Here is a 16,890-nt window from a genome sequence, read left to right on the forward strand (position 1 = left end):
CCAAAGGTGGGAGCGGGCCTGCCCGCGAAGGCGTCAGCCCAGGCAACAAATTCCCCGAAAAATATTTTCAAATTAAAGGTGAGGTAACCCCGAGCCCCATCCGTGTAGTGACTGAAACTGCGAGCCATTCGCATCCGTTGCGGTTCTACACAGGTCATTGAGCAATGAAGTCCAGGGCAAAATCCGGTTCGGTCAAACAGTGGTTGGGCATGTCAGCGCTGAGTTTTTCCGCGTTGGCATTGCTGCCGATGAGTATCGCGCTGGCGGCAGAAGCGGTGAGCAATCAGGCGCAACAGCAATTCAATTTTGCCCTCGCCGCCAAACCGTTGCCGCAGGCCCTGAGCGACTTCAGCCGTGTGACCGGGCAGAGCGTGGTTTATACCGACGAAGCGCCGTACGGCCTCAATGCTCCGGCAGTCAACGGCCAGATGAGCGCCGAACAGGCCCTGCAACGCCTGCTCGGCAACTCCGGCCTGAGCTTCCGCCGCACCGACAGTCATACCCTGGCGCTTGAGCCGATGCCGACCGCAGGCGCGCTCAATCTCGGCGCCACCACCATCACGTCCACGCGCGACGAATCGATGAGTTATCAGCCGCCGGAAACCAGTTCGGTGATGCGCTCATCGGCGTCGCTGCAAGAAATTCCACAGACGGTCAATGTCATCCCGGCGCAGGTCATTCGCGATCAGGCGCCGCGCAATCTCGACGACGCGCTGGCCAATGTCAGCGGCATCACGCAGGGCAACACCTTGGGCAGTACGCAGGATTCGGTGATGACTCGCGGCTTCGGCGACAACCGCAACGGCTCGATCATGCGCGACGGCATGCCGCTGGTGCAGGGCCGTGGCATGAACGCGACCGTGGATCGCGTCGAAGTGCTCAAGGGCCCGGCCTCGTTGCTCTACGGGATTCAGGATCCGGGTGGTGTGGTCAATCTGGTCAGCAAGAAGCCGGAACTGACCCAGTACAACGCCGTGACCGTACGCGGTTCGAGCTACGGTGACGGCAAGAACGGCAGCGGCGGCGCCTTCGACAGCACCGGCGCGCTGGGCGATTCCGGCTTCGCCTATCGCATGGTCGTCGATCATGAAGACGAAGATTACTGGCGCAACTTCGGCACCCATCGCGAGACGCTGATCGCACCGTCGCTGGCCTGGTACGGCGAGCGCACCAAGCTGTTGTTCGCCTACGAGCACCGCGAATTTCTCACCCCGTTCGACCGTGGCACCTTGATCGATCCGCGCACCAACCATCCGCTGGATATCTCGCGCAAACAGCGTCTCGATGAGCCGTTCAACGACATGGAAGGGCGTTCGGATCTCTACCATTTCGAAGCCGACCACGAACTCAACGACGACTGGAAAGCTCACTTCGGCTACAGCTGGAACCGTGAAACCTATGACGCCAGCCAAGTCCGCGTGACGGCGATCGACACCAACAAAGGCACACTGACACGCAGCATGGACGGCACGCAAAACGCGATCAGCACCGACCGTTTCACCACCGCCAGCCTCGAAGGCAAGGTGAATGTACTGGGCATGCAGCATGATCTGGTGTTCGGTGTTGATGATGAATACCGCAAGATCTACCGCGAGGATCTGATCCGGCAGAAAAGCCTGACCACGTTCAGCTATCTCAACCCTGTGTATGGCCGCGAAGTGATGGGCACTACGGTGAGTGCGCCCGACAGTGCGCAGACCGATAAGCTGCGCAGCGATTCGCTGTTCCTGCAGGATTCGATTCACCTCAACGAGCAGTGGATTCTGGTCGCCGGCGGACGTTTTCAGGAGTACGACCAGTACGCCGGCAAAGGCGTGCCGTTCAAGGCCAATACCGACAGCAACGGGCAGAAGTGGGTGCCGCGCGCAGGGCTTGTGTATCGCTACACCGACGGGCTGTCGTTCTACGGCAGCTACACCGAATCGTTCAAACCCAACTCGACCATCGCCCCGCTGAGCGGCAGCAGTACCGTGCTCGACGGTAGCATCGCGCCGGAGGAAGCCAAGTCGTGGGAGCTGGGTGCGCGGCTGGATATGCCGGGCAGCATCACCGGCAATATCGCGTTGTTCGACATCAAGAAACGCAACGTACTGGTGGCCAATTCCGAAGGCCCGACAACGATTTACAGTGCGGCAGGCGAGGTGCGTTCACGCGGGTTGGAAGTTGACCTGAGCGGGCAGCTCAGCGAGCACTGGAACCTGATCGGCAGCTATGCCTACACCGATGCCGAAGTCACCGAAGACCCGGAATACAAAGGCAAGCGCCTGCAAAACGTAGCGAAGAATTCCGGCTCGCTGTCGGCGGTGTATGACTTCGGCAATGTGTTTGGCGGCGATCAGTTGCGTGTCGGGGCGGGCGCGCGGTACGTCGGTGAGCGTGCCGGCAACGCGGTGAATGATTTCGATCTGCCGAGCTACACCGTGGCGGATGCGTTTGCCACTTACGACACCACGGTTGACGGGCAGAAGGTCAAGTTTCAGTTGAACGTGAAGAACCTGTTTGATCGCACCTATTACACCTCGTCGGCGAGCCGCTTCTTTGTGTCGATGGGGGATTCGCGGCAGGTTTCGCTTTCCAGCACTCTGGAGTTTTGAGGCAAGATCAAAAGCCCCTCACCCTAGCCCTCTCCCGGAGGGAGAGGGGACTGACCGTGGGATATTCGAGAGATACACCGACCTGAAAGTAATGCTTGGAATCCATAATCGATGCGATTTTTCAGGTCGATGTACACCGCAAGACACCTCGGTCGGCCCCCTCTCCCTCTCCCGGAGGGAGAGGGGACTGACCGTGGGATATTCCAGAGGTACACCGACTTGAACGTGTTGCTTTGAATCTATAATCGATTCGGTGTTTCAGGTCGACGTACAGTGCGAGACACCTCGGTCGGCCCCCTCTCCCTCTGGGAGAGGGCTGGGGTGAGGGGAATGGGGTTACCGCAAAAACGCCTGCCGATACTCGCCCGGCGTCCCGCCCAAAACCTGCCTGAACCGATTAGTAAAATGGCTGGCACTGGCAAACCCGCACGCCAGCGCGATCTCGCCCAGCGGCAGCGCCGTGCCGCGCAGCAATTCCCGCGCCCGGCTCAAGCGCCGCGCCAGCACATATTGATGTGGCGGCAGGCCGAAGCTCAGGCGAAACATCCGCGCAAAGTGATATTCCGACAGCGCACACAGCCCGGCCAGTTGCCCGAGGCTGATCGGCTCAGCCAACTGGTTGTCGATGAACTCCACCAGTTGTCGGCGCTGATGCGGTGCCAGCCCGCCCTTGAGGCGCAAGCCCTGACGCGCACCCACCTGGCTGAGCAGCGTGTGGCTGATCAATTCGTGGGCGAGGCTGCTGGTCAGCAAGCGCTCGGCCGGCTCTTGCCAGTTCAGATTCAGCAATTGCCGGAAGCGCTGCGCCTGCTGCGGATCTTCGAGAAAAGTCTGCTCGCGTAATTGCATCTCGCGCGGTTCGCGATCGAGCAACGTGACGCAACCGAGGGCGAATTGTTCGGCGCTGAAATACAGGTGCGCCAGACGGATATCGCCATTGATCACCCAGCCCGATTCATGATCGGCCGGCAGGATGCACAGCTTGTCCGGCCCGCCTTTGCGGCCCGGCTGGCCACGACGGAATGTGCCGGTGCCGCCGGCGACGTAGCACGACAGCGTGTGATGACTTGGCGCTTCGTATTCCTGGGCATCGTGGTGGTTGGTCCACAAGGCCGCAGACATGCCGTCACCGAGCTCGGCGCTGTGCACAAGGCGTGCATTCGGCGAGCGGTTGAGGGCTTGAAAGACTTGCAGGGTATCGATCGCGGCCATGTTCGGTTCTCTCCAACGCCTTGCATCCTACTCCGTAGACGCCGCCCTGCCAGCCTGCCGCCAGACAAAAGCGCAAGATTGTGCAAGCGTCGAAGGCTGCCCGAGGCAGACACTCAAGGCCTGTTTAAGGAGTGTTTGCCATGAACCTGTCGTTGTACCTGCTGACCGTGCTGATCTGGGGCACCACCTGGATTGCCTTGAAATGGCAATTGGGCGTGGTCGAAATCCCGGTGTCGATTGTCTATCGCTTCGGCCTCGCCGCGTTGGTGCTGTTTGCGTTGTTGCTGCTCAGTCGACGCCTGCAACCGATGAACCGCCGGGGCCACTTGATCTGTGTGGCGCAAGGGCTCTGTCTGTTCTGTGTGAACTTCATGTGCTTTCTGACGGCCAGCCAGTGGATACCCAGCGGTCTGGTGGCGGTGGTGTTTTCTACGGCAACGTTGTGGAACGCGCTGAATGCGCGGGTGTTTTTCGGCCAGCGCATTGCGCGCAATGTGTTGATGGGCGGTGCGCTGGGGCTGTCGGGTCTGGGGCTGTTGTTCTGGCCAGAACTGGCCGGGCATCAGGCTAGTCCGCAAACCCTGCTCGGCCTTGGATTGGCGTTATGCGGCACCTTGTGTTTTTCCGCCGGCAATATGCTCTCGAGTCTGCAACAGAAAGCGGGATTGCGACCGCTGACCACCAACGCCTGGGGCATGGCTTACGGCGCGGCGATGCTGACGGTGTGGTGTCTGATCAAGGGCATACCCTTCGACATGGATTGGTCGCCGCGTTACGTCGGGGCACTGTTGTATCTAGTGATTCCCGGCTCGGTGATCGGCTTCACTGCGTACCTGACGCTGGTCGGGCGCATGGGCCCGGAGCGGGCGGCTTACTGCACGGTGCTGTTCCCGGTGGTGGCCCTGAACGTGTCGGCGTTTGCCGAAGGTTATCAATGGACCGCACCGGCGCTGGTCGGGCTGGTGTTGGTGATGCTGGGCAACGTGCTGGTGTTTCGTAAACCGAAAGTGCTGTTGTCTGCGGGTCAAGGGAAGTTGGCTTGATAAAGCGAGCGCTGATACTCAGCGCTCAACTTTCAAAGTGATGTAGATCATTACCGGGAAGATGAAGTCGACAATATGTCGCGCCCAGTCCTTGGCATTCCAGGATTGCGAAGTGTCCATGTCGAACCACTCGACGCCGACCGTTTGCAGGCATACGTAGTAGATGAAGATGGCGACCAATATGCCCATGATTGAAAACCTCTTGGCTTCATGGAATGCCGCTGGCGATGCATCGATGTAGCGATACAACTGGTAAGTACCGATCAGGCAAAGCACGGTATAGGTGACTTCCATAGTGATGATGAACCAGTAGATCCGGTGATGGATCATCGGCGAATCGATCGCCCGGTACATGATGTTTTCACTGGCGTTGGTGGTGTCCATGCTCAGGATATGTGCAACGTAAGTGTAGTTGGACTCGTAGTCAGTGAAGTTATGAATCATCACCAGCAAGCCAAAGAAACTTATATATGCCATCAAGATGACTTTGCTGTAACGAATGAGTTTGTCGGTGGTCAGGGTGTTCACGGGATCAGCTCTCCATCGCAAATAATCAATGAGTTGATAAGTTGCGAGAGCTTATATGGCAGTTACTGGGTCTGGCGTTCTTGTTCGGTTGCAAGTTATGTAAGGTGAGGGCCAGCGCAATGTTGCGCTGGCCTTTTTTTTCAGCCGCGCCAGACTTGCGGGTTGACCAGATCCTGCGGCCGTTCGCCGAGGAGGGCGCTGCGCAGGTTGGCCAGGGCGCGATTGGCCATGGCTTCGCGGGTCTCGGTGGTGGCCGAGCCGATGTGCGGCAGGGTCACGGCGTTCTTCAATTGGAACAGCGGCGATTCGGCCAGCGGTTCTTTTTCATAGACGTCCAGCCCGGCGCCACGGATGCGGTTGTTTTGCAGGGCTTCGATCAGTGCCGGTTCGTCGACCACCGGGCCGCGCGAGATGTTGACCAGGATCGCACCCGGCTTCATCAGCGCCAGCTCCCGATGGCTGATCAGGTGGCGGGTCTTGTCGCTCAGTGGCACCACCAGGCAAACGAAATCGGCTTCAGCCAGCAGCTCATCGAGGCTGCGGAACTGTGCGCCGAGTTCTTGTTCCAGTTCGGTCTTGCGGCTGTTGCCGCTGTAGATGATCGGCATGTTGAAGCCGAAGCGACCACGGCGGGCGACGGCGGCGCCAATGTTGCCCATGCCGACGATGCCGAGGGTCTTGCCGTGCACATCAGTGCCGAACAGCGGGGCGCCGACGCTGGCTTGCCATTGGCCGGCCTTGGTCCAGGCGTCGAGTTCGGCGACGCGGCGGGCGCTGCTCATGATCAGGGCGAAGGCGAGGTCGGCGGTGCTTTCGGTGAGCACGTCGGGAGTGTTGGTGAGCATGATCCCGCGTTCGTTGAAGTAGTCGAGTTCGTAGTTGTCGTAGCCGACCGAGACGCTCGAAACCACTTCGAGTTTTGTCGCGGTTTCCAGTTGTGCGCGGCCGAGTTTGCGGCCGACGCCGATGAGGCCGTGGGCGTGGGGCAGGGCTTCGTTGAACTGGGCGTTGATGTCACCGGTCTTGGGGTTGGGGACGATGACGTCGAATTGTTCTTGCAGGCGTTCGATCATGGGCGGGGTGATGCGGCTGAAGGCCAGGACTGTTTTTTTCATTGGGCTTGGGCTCGTCGGGGCTTGATTGCAAGCACGCTAACATTTTCTCGCTCGGGTTGTCTTGGCGGCCTCTGGGCCGACCATGCCTTGGTTTGTCTGGTGTGAATATCCGAAGGTTTCGGTGCGGCGGCTGGCGGTTTCGCCTGACGGCGACTTACTTTTTTACAAGCGCCTAAAAAAGTAAGCAAAAAACGCTAGCTCCTACGTTCGGCCCTCGCAGGCTCGGGTCCCTTCGCTCCGGGACTGATCCGGGCGCAGCGGCTCCGGTTTGCTTCGCTGCACCTCCTTCCGCTGTGTCTGGCTGCGCCAGACGGTCGCTGCGCTCCCACGCCCGGATCAATCCCTCCACTCAGCCTTCCGACGTCGCCGGTGGATCAAGATCAAGAGCACTCGAGCTAACGCTCATTGTTGAGTGGGGCGGCTTCGCCGCGGGCAGCTGCGCTGCTTTGCTTTTCTGTGGAAGTGAGCCTGCTGGCGATAGCGGTTTATCTGACACCTCGAGTTTGAATGTGTCGAGTCCTGGGCGGGCTCCGGCCAATTGATACGCTACCAATTCCATCCTTCTGCACTTTGTCTAGAACCAGATCGTAAGTTTCTTATAGCAAAAAATTTTGTTTTACTGTCATTTCTGTCAGGTGCGATCAGAGTTCAATCATGCAATCTTGTGTCTGCACACTATTTTCCTGTGTGTACCGGATCCATAGAGAGGGAACTTGTCATGCAAAATAAAATTCGGCTCCATTCGAAATCAAAAAAATCAGTATCAGGTTCGGCCAACGTGCTGATTGACAGCCTTCCACCGTTCAATGGCACTGTTTTGAAATTCTTGACTGATGGCAAGGAAGTCCTAGTTAGTGCAAATCAACAATTTGACGAAAAACGGTCGGCGTCGTTGAGCATCAGTTTTCCAGAGTCAATTGACAACAAAGAACATGATTACGTTAAAGACGGCGGTATCGACATTATCTATGTACTGATTGAAAAGGATGACGATGGGGAGACATATACTCCTTACTCAGCTGTTTACGGAAGCGGAAAAGTCACAGTTGCATTCGATTTGGAACGAGGCACATTCCATGCGACGTTCAATTTAAAGGTACAGAACGATCCAACAGAGCCCCAGCTGGGAGCAAACGGTGCGTTCAGAGACGTTCAAGGTCTTGAGCACGTACAGAAGTAACACTCTGTCTTTATCGCCGATTAGTGCTATCGCAACGACGTTGCATTGGGAATTCCGCGTCATCGGAGCGCGGAACTCCCTCCGGGTCTTTGAAAGTCAGGTCGCAACGCGCGCGCCAGCCAGGCTCCCGCTCAACTCATACGCGACCAATTCCGCCTGATGCGCCGCCAATATTTCCGGCAACGATCCACGCAAATATTCCACCCAGGTTTTGATCTTCGCATCCAGGTACTGCCGCGACGGGTAGATCGCGTAGAGGTTGAGTTCCTGCGAGCGGTAGTTCGGCATCACGCGCACCAGAGTGCCGTTGCGCAGGCCTTCGATGGCGGCGTAGACCGGCAACACGCCGACGCCCATGCCGCTGGTGATGGCGGTTTTCATGGCGTCGGCGGAGTTCACCAGGAACGGTGAGCTGTTGATGGTGACCGTTTCCTGGCCGTCCGGGCCGTCGAAGGCCCATTTTTCCAAGGGGATCACCGGGCTGACCAGGCGCAGGCAGGCGTGGTTGAGCAGGTCGCTGGGTTTCTGCGCGGCGCCGTTGGCTTTCACGTAGGCCGGCGAGGCGCAGACGATGCTGTAGGTGATGCCCAGGCGTTGCGAGACGAAGCCGGAATCGGGCAGTTCGCTGGCCAGCACGATGGACACGTCGTAGCCCTCGTCGAGCAGGTCCGGCACGCGGTTGGCCAGGGTCAGGTCGAAGGTCACGTCGGGGTGGGTCTTGCGGTAGCGGGCGATGGCGTCGATGACGAAGTGCTGACCGATGCCAGTCATGGTGTGCACTTTCAGCTGGCCGGCCGGGCGTGCATGGGCGTCGCTGGCTTCCGCTTCGGCTTCTTCGACGTAGGCGAGGATCTGTTCGCAGCGCAGCAGGTAGCGTTTGCCGGCCTCGGTCAGGGCGATGCGCCGGGTCGTGCGATTGAGCAGGCGGGTTTGCAGGTGGGCTTCCAGGTTGGAGACCGCGCGCGAGACGTTGGCGGTAGTGGTGTCCAGTTGCACGGCGGCGGCGGTGAAGCTGCCCGCTTCGGCAACACAACTGAAGGCGCGCATGTTTTGCAAAGTGTCCATGGGGTGCTCTCAAGGGAGATGGCAAATTGTGACACGAAGTTTCAGGGGCTGAGACCCCCGACCAAGGGATTATCTCGTTAACCGTAACAAAGATTCACAGAAATCCCAGCTTATCGCCGCAGAGGCAGCTCCATAGAATTGCGCCGATCCTGTGCCGGCGCTGCCGAAGGCTGCGATCTGTTGATTTTGTTTTAAGGGAAGCAAGATCAAAAGATCGCAGCCTGCGGCAGCTCCTGCACGGTCCTCGATCTATCCCTCTCTCAGGAATTCGCAGCTGTGCCGCGTCGCATCAACAGAGCGCTTTTGCCGCTCAGTGTTCTGGCTTTCACCCTGGCTCTCGGCGGCTGCATCTCTACCCAAGGCATTGCCCCTCACGGCGAAACGCTTGCGGCCGATTCACTGGCCACCGACGCCGCCATTGCCGAGGCCGCCAAAGACGCCCACTGGCCCAGCGCCCAATGGTGGCAGGCGTTTGGTGACGCGCAACTTGATCGCTGGATCGACCTCGCCGTGCAAGGCAGCCCGAGCATGGCCATGGCCGCTGCGCGGGTGCGTCAGGCCAAGGCTATGGCCGGTGTTGCCGAAGCGGCCGAGGCGTTGCAGATCAATGGCGAATCGACCCTCAAGCGCCACAACTGGCCGACCGATCAGTTCTACGGCCCCGGCGAACTGGCCAATACCACCACGTGGGACAACAACGCCGCGCTCGGCTTCAGTTACGCCCTCGACCTCTGGGGCCGCGAGCGCAATGCCAGTGAACGCGCGGTGGATCTGGCCCATGTGAGCGTGGCCGAGGCGCGCCTGGCGCAACTGGAACTGCAGAACAACATCGTCCGCGCCTACATCGAGCTGTCGCTGCATTACGCCCAGCGCGACATCGTTGCCGCAATGCTCAAACAGCAACAGCAGATTCTCGATCTGGCGCAGAAGCGTTTGAGCGGTGGCATCGGCACGCATTTCGAAGTCAGCCAGGCCGAAACGCCGTTGCCGGAAACCCATCGCCAACTCGATGCGCTGGACGAGGAAATCGCCCTGAACCGCAACCAGATTGCTGCGCTGGCCGGTAAAGGCCCAGGCGCGGCGGCGCAACTGCAACGGCCGACGCTGTCCCTCGCGGCACCGTTGAAGTTGCCCTCGGCATTGCCCGCCGAACTGCTCGGCCAGCGTCCGGACGTGGTCGCCAGTCGCTGGCAAGTGGCGGCGCAGGCGCGCGACATCGATGTCGCCCACGGCGGTTTCTACCCCAACGTCGATCTGGTCGGCAGCCTCGGCTACATGGCCACGGGCGGCGGCGCGCTGGAGTTTCTGACCGGCAAGAAACTCAACTACAACGTCGGCCCGGCGATCTCGTTGCCGATCTTCGACGGCGGTCGACTGCGTGGCGAATTGGGCGAAGCGGCGGCCGGTTATGACATCGCCGTGGCGCACTACAACCAGACCCTGATCAACGCGCTGAAGAACATTTCCGACCAGTTGATCCGTCGCGAATCGATGGACAAGCAGCAGGAATTCGCTGCCGAATCCGTGGCCGCAGCGCAGAAGACTTACGACATCGCGATGATCGCCTACCAACGCGGCCTCACCGATTACCTCAATGTGCTGAATGCGCAGACCTTGCTGTTCAAACAGCAGCAAGTGCAGCAGCAGGTCCAGGCGGCGCGGTTGAGAGCGCATGCCGAGCTGGTGACTGCCTTGGGGGGCGGCCTCGGTGCCGGTGATGACGTGCCGACAGCCGAGCAGACCCAAGCCCCGAAAACCCCGGCGCTGCTGCGGTGATCACAGCATCCATTGTGGGAGCGAGCCTGCTCGCGAAGAGGGCGTATCAGTCAATGAACATGTTGCCTGACACGCTGCTTTCGCGAGCAGGCTCGCTCCCACAGGTTTCGAGTCCGCATTGCATGCCTGAGTATTTTCAATGACCTCCTTGCCCGCCCTTCTTCGCTGGCTCCACTCCCTGGAATGGCGTCGCGGTTTTTTCGACTGGGCACGCAGCGATGGCGTGACCTGGGTGTATATCTTCAAGGTGTTGCTCGCCGCGTTTCTCACCCTGTGGCTGGCGATGCGGCTGGAACTACCGCAACCGCGTACGGCGATGATCACGGTGTTTATCGTCATGCAGCCGCAGAGCGGTCAGGTGTTCGCCAAGAGTTTCTATCGCTTGCTCGGCACGCTGGCCGGGTCGGCGATGATGGTCACGCTGATCGCTTTGTTTGCGCAGAACACCGAATTGTTTCTCGGCTCGCTGGCGATCTGGGTCGGCATCTGCTCGGCCGGTGCCGCGCGTTGCCGCAATTTTCGCGCCTATGGTTTTGTCCTCGCCGGTTACACCGCAGCGATGGTCGGTCTGCCGGCGCTGGCGCACCCGGACGGCGCCTTTATGGCGGCGGTGTGGCGGGTACTGGAGATCTCGCTGGGGATTCTCTGTTCGACGCTGATCAGCGCGGCGATTCTGCCGCAGACCGCCAGCGCGGCGATGCGCAATGCCTTGTATCAGCGCTTCGGTGTGTTCGCCCTGTTCGTCACCGACGGCTTGCGCGGGCGCAGCAAAGCCGAGGCGTTCGAAGCCAGCAACGTGCGCTTCATTGCCGAAGCCGTCGGCCTGGAAGGGCTGCGCAGTGTGACCGTGTTCGAAGACCCGCACATGCGCCGGCGCAACGGTCGTCTGAGTCGTTTGAACAGCGAGTTCATGGGCATCACCACGCGCTTCAACGCCTTGCATCAGTTGCTTGAACGCCTGCGCGGCAATGGCGAAGAGCATGTCGTGGCGGCGATCAAACCGGGCTTGCAGGACCTTGCCGAAGTGCTCGACAGCTTCAGCGGTCGCGCCCTGACCAGTCCCGATGCGGCACGTTTGGCGACCGCGTTGGCCACCTACAAGGAAGGTCTGCCGGCACGTGTCCGAACCCTGCGCGGGATCTTTCAGGACACTGCTCCGAGCGAAGCCGAACAACTGGATTTCCACACCGCCTACGAATTGCTCTACCGCTTCGTCGATGACCTGCACAGCTATGCGCAGACCCATGCGTCCCTGGCCGAGCACCGCCACGAACGCGAGCGCTGGGACGAGCCCTTCACCCCGCAAACCAACTGGTGGGCCGCAGCCGCGTCGGGAATTCGTGCCTCGTTCATCCTGATTGTGTTGGGCAGTTATTGGGTCGCCACCGCGTGGCCGAGCGGGGCGACCATGACCCTGATCGCCGCCGCCACCGTCGGCCTTTCCGCCGCGACACCGAACCCCAAACGCATGGCCTTTCAAATGGCCTGCGGCACGTTTCTCGGCGCACTGATCGGCTTCGTCGAGATGTTTTTCATCTTCCCGCTGATCGACGGTTTCCCCTTGCTCTGTGTGATGCTCGCGCCGGTGATCGTGCTCGGTTCGTTCCTCGCTTCACGACCGCAATACGCCGGTGTCGGCCTCGGGTTGTTGATCTTTTTCAGCACCGGTTCAGTGCCGGACAATCTCACGATTTACAACCCCTACACCTTCATCAACGACTACATCGCCATGGTCATGGGCATGCTCGTGTGTGCGGCGGCGGGGGCGATCATTCTGCCGCCGAACAGTCGCTGGCTGTGGCAGCGCCTGGAGCAGGATCTGCGTGGCCAAGTGGTCTACGCGATCAGCGGCAAACTCAAGGGCCTGGCCTCGCGTTTCGAGAGCCGCACCCGCGATCTGCTGCATCAGGCCTATGGCCTCGCGGCAGGGCAACCGAAAGTGCAGAAGAGTCTGCTGCGCTGGATGTTCGTGGTGCTGGAAGTCGGCCACGCGATCATCGAATTGCGCAAGGAACAGGCGATCCTGCCGGTGCACCCGGCGTATGCCGAATCGCAGCCGTGGCGCCAGGCAATCCGCGTGATGGGGCGTGCGTTGGTGCGGCTGTTTTTGCAGTCGAACGCGAGCAATCTCGAACGCGCACTGGTGGCGGTCGATCACGCGATCAGCCGCGTCGCCGCCACCGACGAGCCGTTCGCGCCGCACTTCGATACCTCGGCGTTGCGCCGGGTGAAAAGCTACCTGCATTTCATCCGCACCTCGCTGCTCGACCCGCAATCACCCCTCGCCGAATTCGCTTCTGCCAGGCCCGAAGGACTCGCCCATGCCTCGTGAAATCGCCTTCCACGGCGTGTACATGCCGACCATGACCCTGATGTTTTTCATTGCTGCGGGACTGGCCTGGGCAGTTGACCGCTTCCTCTCGGGGTTCGACCTGTACCGTTTTTTCTGGCACCCGGCGCTGCTGCGTCTGAGCCTGTTTACCTGTCTGTTCGGCGCCATGGCGCTGACTGTCTACCGTTGAGAACATCTTGATGAAAAAGTTTTTCAGCCTGCTCGCGACCCTGCTGGTACTGGCCCTGGCGCTGTGGATCGGCCGCACGCTGTGGGAGCACTACATGAACACGCCGTGGACCCGCGATGGTCGCGTGCGTGCCGACATCATCAACGTCGCCGCCGACGTCACCGGCGAAGTGGTCGAAGTGCCGGTGCGTGACAACCAGTTGGTGAAGAAGGGCGATCTGCTGATGCGCATCGACCCCGAGCACTACCGCATCGCGGTCAAGCAGGCGCAGTCACTGGTGGCTTCGCGCAAGTCGACCTGGGAAATGCGCAAGGTCAACGCGCACCGCCGCGCCGACCTCGACAATCTGGTGATCTCCAAAGAGAACCGCGACGACGCCAGCAACATCGCCGACGCTGCGCTGGCCGATTACCAGCACGCCCAGGCGCAATTGGAAGCCGCCGAACTCAACCTCAAACGCACCGAAGTGCGTGCGGCGGTGGACGGCTACGTGACCAACCTCAATGTGCATCGCGGCGACTACGCGCGCATTGGCGAGGCGAAGATGGCCGTGGTCGACATGAATTCATTTTGGGTTTACGGCTTTTTCGAAGAAACCAAACTGCCGCACGTCAAAGTGGGTGACCAAGCCGACATGCAATTGATGAGCGGCGAAGTGCTCAAGGGCCATGTCGAAAGCATTTCGCGCGGGATTTACGACCGCGACAACCCTGAAAGCCGCGAGCTGATTGCAGATGTGAATCCGACGTTCAACTGGGTGCGGTTGGCTCAGCGGGTGCCGGTAAGGATTCACATTGATGAGGTGCCGGCGGGGGTGTTGCTGGCGGCGGGAATTACTTGCACGGTAGTGGTGAAGCAGGACCTGGCAGACAATTGATTGACCGGGTCGCCCTTGAACCGGGCGACGCGGTGATCCTGCCACCTACCGAGCAATGTTGTAGCGATACAGACAACCCAGAGGATTTTCTGGATTGATGTTGAGGGCAACAATCAATTTGCCAGGGTCCTGCTGATAATGAAGCCTGGAGAGAGAGTCGGTGGTCTCCTCGCGGGGGATGACGCCACCCGCGTCTGAAAAATCGGAGTTGTAGCCACCGCTGCGTGCTTTCACACAGGCAATATAATTGCCCTTCTCGTCTCCACCAGAAACTACGATGTTATCAGCGAAAGGAACATGGTCCGCCCAGTTGACTCGCCTGTCGCTGCCGAGATCTGCTGGAAGCGGCATGATATTCGGACTGCCGAAAACGTCGAAATCGGGCTTACCTTCTTCATCGAAGGCGATCAACATGCCGTATCGCTCACTCAAGGCGTTGCCCATGTTGGTGTAGCCGGATGCCGTGAACCTATTGGGGGCTCGCTGTCTCACAGTATTGAGTTCGGCACCCCTGGAGTTGTACCGGACTACCAGAATCCCGGGTCTTTCCGGGTGACCGAAATTCTCATGGGGCGCGCCACTGTCTGAATTCAACATCACGACGAGACCGTCCGCGTTCACGTCGGGCTCGTATTTTTCGTAGCCTGCAAATAACAACAGTCCATTGTCGAGCACGCAACCGTCGCTGAGTGAGGTCGATGCATGCCGTAGCCCGTGCTTTATTTCGACTCGGCCATCTGTGCCGAATGCCTTAACGGGTGCTCCCTGCGCATCGAACTTGTAAAGGTGCGCCCTGAGCACGGCAGGCGTGTGGTAATCAACGCCGACAATAACGCTGCCGTCGGGTAGCGCGAACACGAATGCCGGGCCTTTTTTCGTAAGCCGTTGTGTGTCTGGGGGATCGATGATGACTTGGCCATTGTCGCCAAAGCTGCTCACTCGATTGCCTTTGCTGTCGAGGCAGAGAATCGCGGGGCTAACCTCGCTCGACTTCCCATTGGTTGTGCTGCCCGCCATGAACAGCCGCCCATCGGCACCTTCTGCAATAGGCCCGCCAGCGGCCTGCTCATTGGCCAGGAACGAACCCATGACACGCCCTTCGACCCCAAACGCCAGGTCTACGGCACCCAAGTGGTTCAGCTTGGAAATGAAGAAGGAGCTATTGTCGAAGGTACTGGTAACCAGCAACGATTTATCGCGCAGCAGCGTCGATCCGGTGAGGGGCCGGGACTTCGCCGGGTCGTCCTGAAATATATCGTCAAGTTGAAGTTTGCCCTGGCCGCTTCCCCATGTAGCGTCGATTGTTGCCCTGATGTTCGTGGCCTTCTTAGCGGTTGTCATATACGTCCCTGCGCGGTTGTCGTGAGGTCGGATTACTCGCCGGGCTTTAACACCGCCACAACACCGTTCACCTGGCTTGAACTCACGATAGGCCTTCCTTTAGAGGGCGCCTACTGTCAACTCTGACAGGTCGGGATACCGCTCGTCGCAACAACTGGGTATCAGAGCTTTGCGCGCAATCCGAAGCGCTTCATCAACGTCGATTCCAGCAAACCCTTCGGCAACAACGCCGCCAACAACGGCAACGCCCGACTGCCGTTGCCGATGCGAACCAGCCGTGACGGCTTGCTCTGCCGCACCGCTTTCAACAGCTCGGCAGCAAACTCACTGGCCGGGGTGGGTTTGTCCTGCGATGCCTTGGCCCGTGCCCGAATGCCTTCACGCAATGGAAACCACGGCGATTGCTCGTTGATCAATTGCTCGGCTTCATGTCCGGCATTCTTCGCAAAGCTCGATTCGATGGCGCCGGGCTGGACTTCCATCACACGGATGCCAAACGGTGCCAGTTCCATGCGCAAGGCATCGCTCAATGCATGCACCGCCGCTTTCGAAGCGCAGTAGGCGCCGGCAAATGGCGTGACCAGCACACCTGACACGCTGCCGATATTCACCACCAGCCCCTTGGCCCGACGCAGCAGCGGAAACAACGCGCGGGTGACGCCGACAATCGAAAACACGTTGGTCTCGAACTGGCGCTGCATCGCCTGCACGCCGCCGTCGAGCAGCGGCCCCATCGCGCCGTAACCGGCGTTGTTGATCAGTACATCAAGGCCGCCATGTTGCTGGCTCAGACGCTCGGCGAGTTGTTCCAGCGCGGCGCCATCGTTGACGTCCAGCTGAATCGCGGTGAAACCGGCGGCGCTGAGCGCAGCGACGTCTTCAGTCTTGCGCGCACTGGCCCAGACTTCGTAGCCGGCGGCTTTGAACGCGTCGGCGAGGGCGCGGCCGATGCCGCTGGAACAACCGGTAATCAACGCAACGGGCATGGCGCATTCCTTGTGCAAAAAAGTCGGGGGAGGGGATCAGTCGGCAAAACTACCCTGCAAATGCTCGGCGCGAAACTCCAGGGTTTGCGGGCGATAGCCGGGACGCAGCGGCGGCAGTGGCAAGCAATCTTCCCAGGTCGCGCCGGCCTGCAGTTCGCCGGGGCCGCGATAGCGCGGGGCGGTGTATTGATTGTCGGCCAGATTGACCGTATCGCCCGGCGCGTACGCGGCGATGCGCCAACGCAGTTCGGTCAGCGGCACATCGTTACCGTTGTTCATTTTCAATTGCAGTGGACGGTCGGCCGGACATTGTTCGGGAGCATAGGCAATGCGCAGTTCCAGGCGCGCCAGTTGTTTGATCTCGCGGTTGTCCAGCCACACCACCCACATGGCTACGAAGCCGAGGCCGATGGCAGCGGCCACCGACACCGGCAAGGCCTTGGCCGGATAGCGCAGCAGCAGGATCAGCCAGGTGATGACCAGCAGGATGCCGATGAACATGCTTGAACGCTCCACGGGTGAATGAGCCCCATCCTACCGAAGGCATGGCGCGATGGGTATTCGGGACGAGTTTGTGCGCACCGTTGGTCGGGACTGTAATTTCTGACAGTAGGCATCCACGTCCGGGCTTGCTCTCATGCGCGAAGGGCA

The 16,890-nt window shown here is 59.9% G+C and carries 14 protein-coding genes; 7 read left to right on the forward strand and 7 right to left on the reverse strand.

The features are described 5' to 3' along the window. Positions 1–164 precede the first annotated feature (164 nt). On the forward strand, positions 165–2,594 hold the full coding sequence (locus tag AAEZ10_RS17530) for a TonB-dependent siderophore receptor (protein ID WP_350570271.1): 2,430 nt from the start codon (positions 165–167) through the stop codon (positions 2,592–2,594). Positions 2,595–2,930: 336 nt separating this feature from the next. Here the strand turns inward: AAEZ10_RS17530 and AAEZ10_RS17535 are convergent, their stop codons facing one another. Beyond that, on the reverse strand, positions 2,931–3,806 hold the full coding sequence (locus AAEZ10_RS17535) for a helix-turn-helix domain-containing protein (protein WP_071174437.1): 876 nt from the start codon (positions 3,804–3,806) through the stop codon (positions 2,931–2,933). 140 nt (positions 3,807–3,946) lie between these two features. Between AAEZ10_RS17535 and AAEZ10_RS17540 the strand changes: the two genes are divergently transcribed. Then, on the forward strand, positions 3,947–4,849 hold the full coding sequence (locus tag AAEZ10_RS17540) for an EamA family transporter (RefSeq protein ID WP_122751906.1): 903 nt from the start codon (positions 3,947–3,949) through the stop codon (positions 4,847–4,849). Between the two features lie 18 nt (positions 4,850–4,867). On the opposite strand, the gene AAEZ10_RS17545 is transcribed toward AAEZ10_RS17540, so the two are convergent. Then, entirely contained in the window at positions 4,868–5,377 is a 510-nt protein-coding gene (locus AAEZ10_RS17545; protein WP_110646394.1) for a DUF2165 domain-containing protein, read from the reverse strand. Between the two features lie 140 nt (positions 5,378–5,517). Further along, positions 5,518–6,492 carry a 2-hydroxyacid dehydrogenase gene (locus AAEZ10_RS17550; protein ID WP_323167539.1) on the reverse strand — a complete coding sequence of 325 codons (975 nt, stop codon included), beginning with the start codon at positions 6,490–6,492 and terminating at the stop codon, positions 5,518–5,520. 718 nt (positions 6,493–7,210) lie between these two features. Here AAEZ10_RS17550 and AAEZ10_RS17555 point away from each other — a divergent pair. Beyond that, the gene (locus AAEZ10_RS17555) at positions 7,211–7,672 is read left to right on the forward strand and encodes a hypothetical protein (RefSeq protein ID WP_073473692.1); all 462 of its coding nucleotides are present in this window, start codon (positions 7,211–7,213) and stop codon (positions 7,670–7,672) included. A gap of 96 nt (positions 7,673–7,768) precedes the next feature. Here the strand turns inward: AAEZ10_RS17555 and AAEZ10_RS17560 are convergent, their stop codons facing one another. Further along, a complete protein-coding gene (locus AAEZ10_RS17560) occupies positions 7,769–8,737 on the reverse strand; it encodes a LysR family transcriptional regulator (RefSeq protein WP_024011667.1) in 969 nt (322 codons plus the stop codon). 276 nt (positions 8,738–9,013) lie between these two features. Between AAEZ10_RS17560 and AAEZ10_RS17565 the strand changes: the two genes are divergently transcribed. The 4 genes from AAEZ10_RS17565 (at position 9,014) to AAEZ10_RS17580 (ending at position 13,912) form a co-directional block, all read left to right on the forward strand. Then, positions 9,014–10,513 (forward strand): efflux transporter outer membrane subunit, encoded by a 1,500-nt coding sequence (locus AAEZ10_RS17565; RefSeq protein WP_350570275.1) that lies wholly within the window; start codon positions 9,014–9,016, stop codon positions 10,511–10,513. A gap of 139 nt (positions 10,514–10,652) precedes the next feature. Next, positions 10,653–12,845: an FUSC family protein gene (locus AAEZ10_RS17570; protein ID WP_350570277.1), complete on the forward strand. Its 2,193-nt coding sequence runs from the start codon at positions 10,653–10,655 to the stop codon at positions 12,843–12,845. Beyond that, the gene (locus AAEZ10_RS17575) at positions 12,835–13,035 is read left to right on the forward strand and encodes a DUF1656 domain-containing protein (RefSeq protein WP_016771611.1); all 201 of its coding nucleotides are present in this window, start codon (positions 12,835–12,837) and stop codon (positions 13,033–13,035) included. Before AAEZ10_RS17570 ends, AAEZ10_RS17575 begins: the two co-directional genes overlap by 11 nt. A gap of 10 nt (positions 13,036–13,045) precedes the next feature. Further along, positions 13,046–13,912 carry an efflux RND transporter periplasmic adaptor subunit gene (locus tag AAEZ10_RS17580; RefSeq protein WP_073473686.1) on the forward strand — a complete coding sequence of 289 codons (867 nt, stop codon included), beginning with the start codon at positions 13,046–13,048 and terminating at the stop codon, positions 13,910–13,912. A gap of 45 nt (positions 13,913–13,957) precedes the next feature. Here AAEZ10_RS17580 and AAEZ10_RS17585 read toward each other — a convergent pair whose 3' ends face one another. From AAEZ10_RS17585 to AAEZ10_RS17595, 3 genes are all read right to left on the reverse strand, one after another. After that, complete coding sequence (locus AAEZ10_RS17585) at positions 13,958–15,253, reverse strand: hypothetical protein (protein ID WP_350570280.1); 1,296 nt, start codon at positions 15,251–15,253, stop codon at positions 13,958–13,960. Positions 15,254–15,414: 161 nt separating this feature from the next. Beyond that, positions 15,415–16,239 carry an SDR family oxidoreductase gene (locus AAEZ10_RS17590; RefSeq protein ID WP_073473681.1) on the reverse strand — a complete coding sequence of 275 codons (825 nt, stop codon included), beginning with the start codon at positions 16,237–16,239 and terminating at the stop codon, positions 15,415–15,417. A gap of 36 nt (positions 16,240–16,275) precedes the next feature. Further along, positions 16,276–16,740, reverse strand: coding sequence for a multidrug transporter (locus AAEZ10_RS17595; RefSeq protein WP_071174448.1), 465 nt, complete (start codon positions 16,738–16,740; stop codon positions 16,276–16,278). Positions 16,741–16,890: the final 150 nt, after the last annotated feature.

It is taken from the genome of Pseudomonas sp. H26/SER47-MNA-CIBAN-0231 (assembly GCF_040310465.1).
GTDB lineage: Bacteria > Pseudomonadota > Gammaproteobacteria > Pseudomonadales > Pseudomonadaceae > Aquipseudomonas > Aquipseudomonas atacamensis.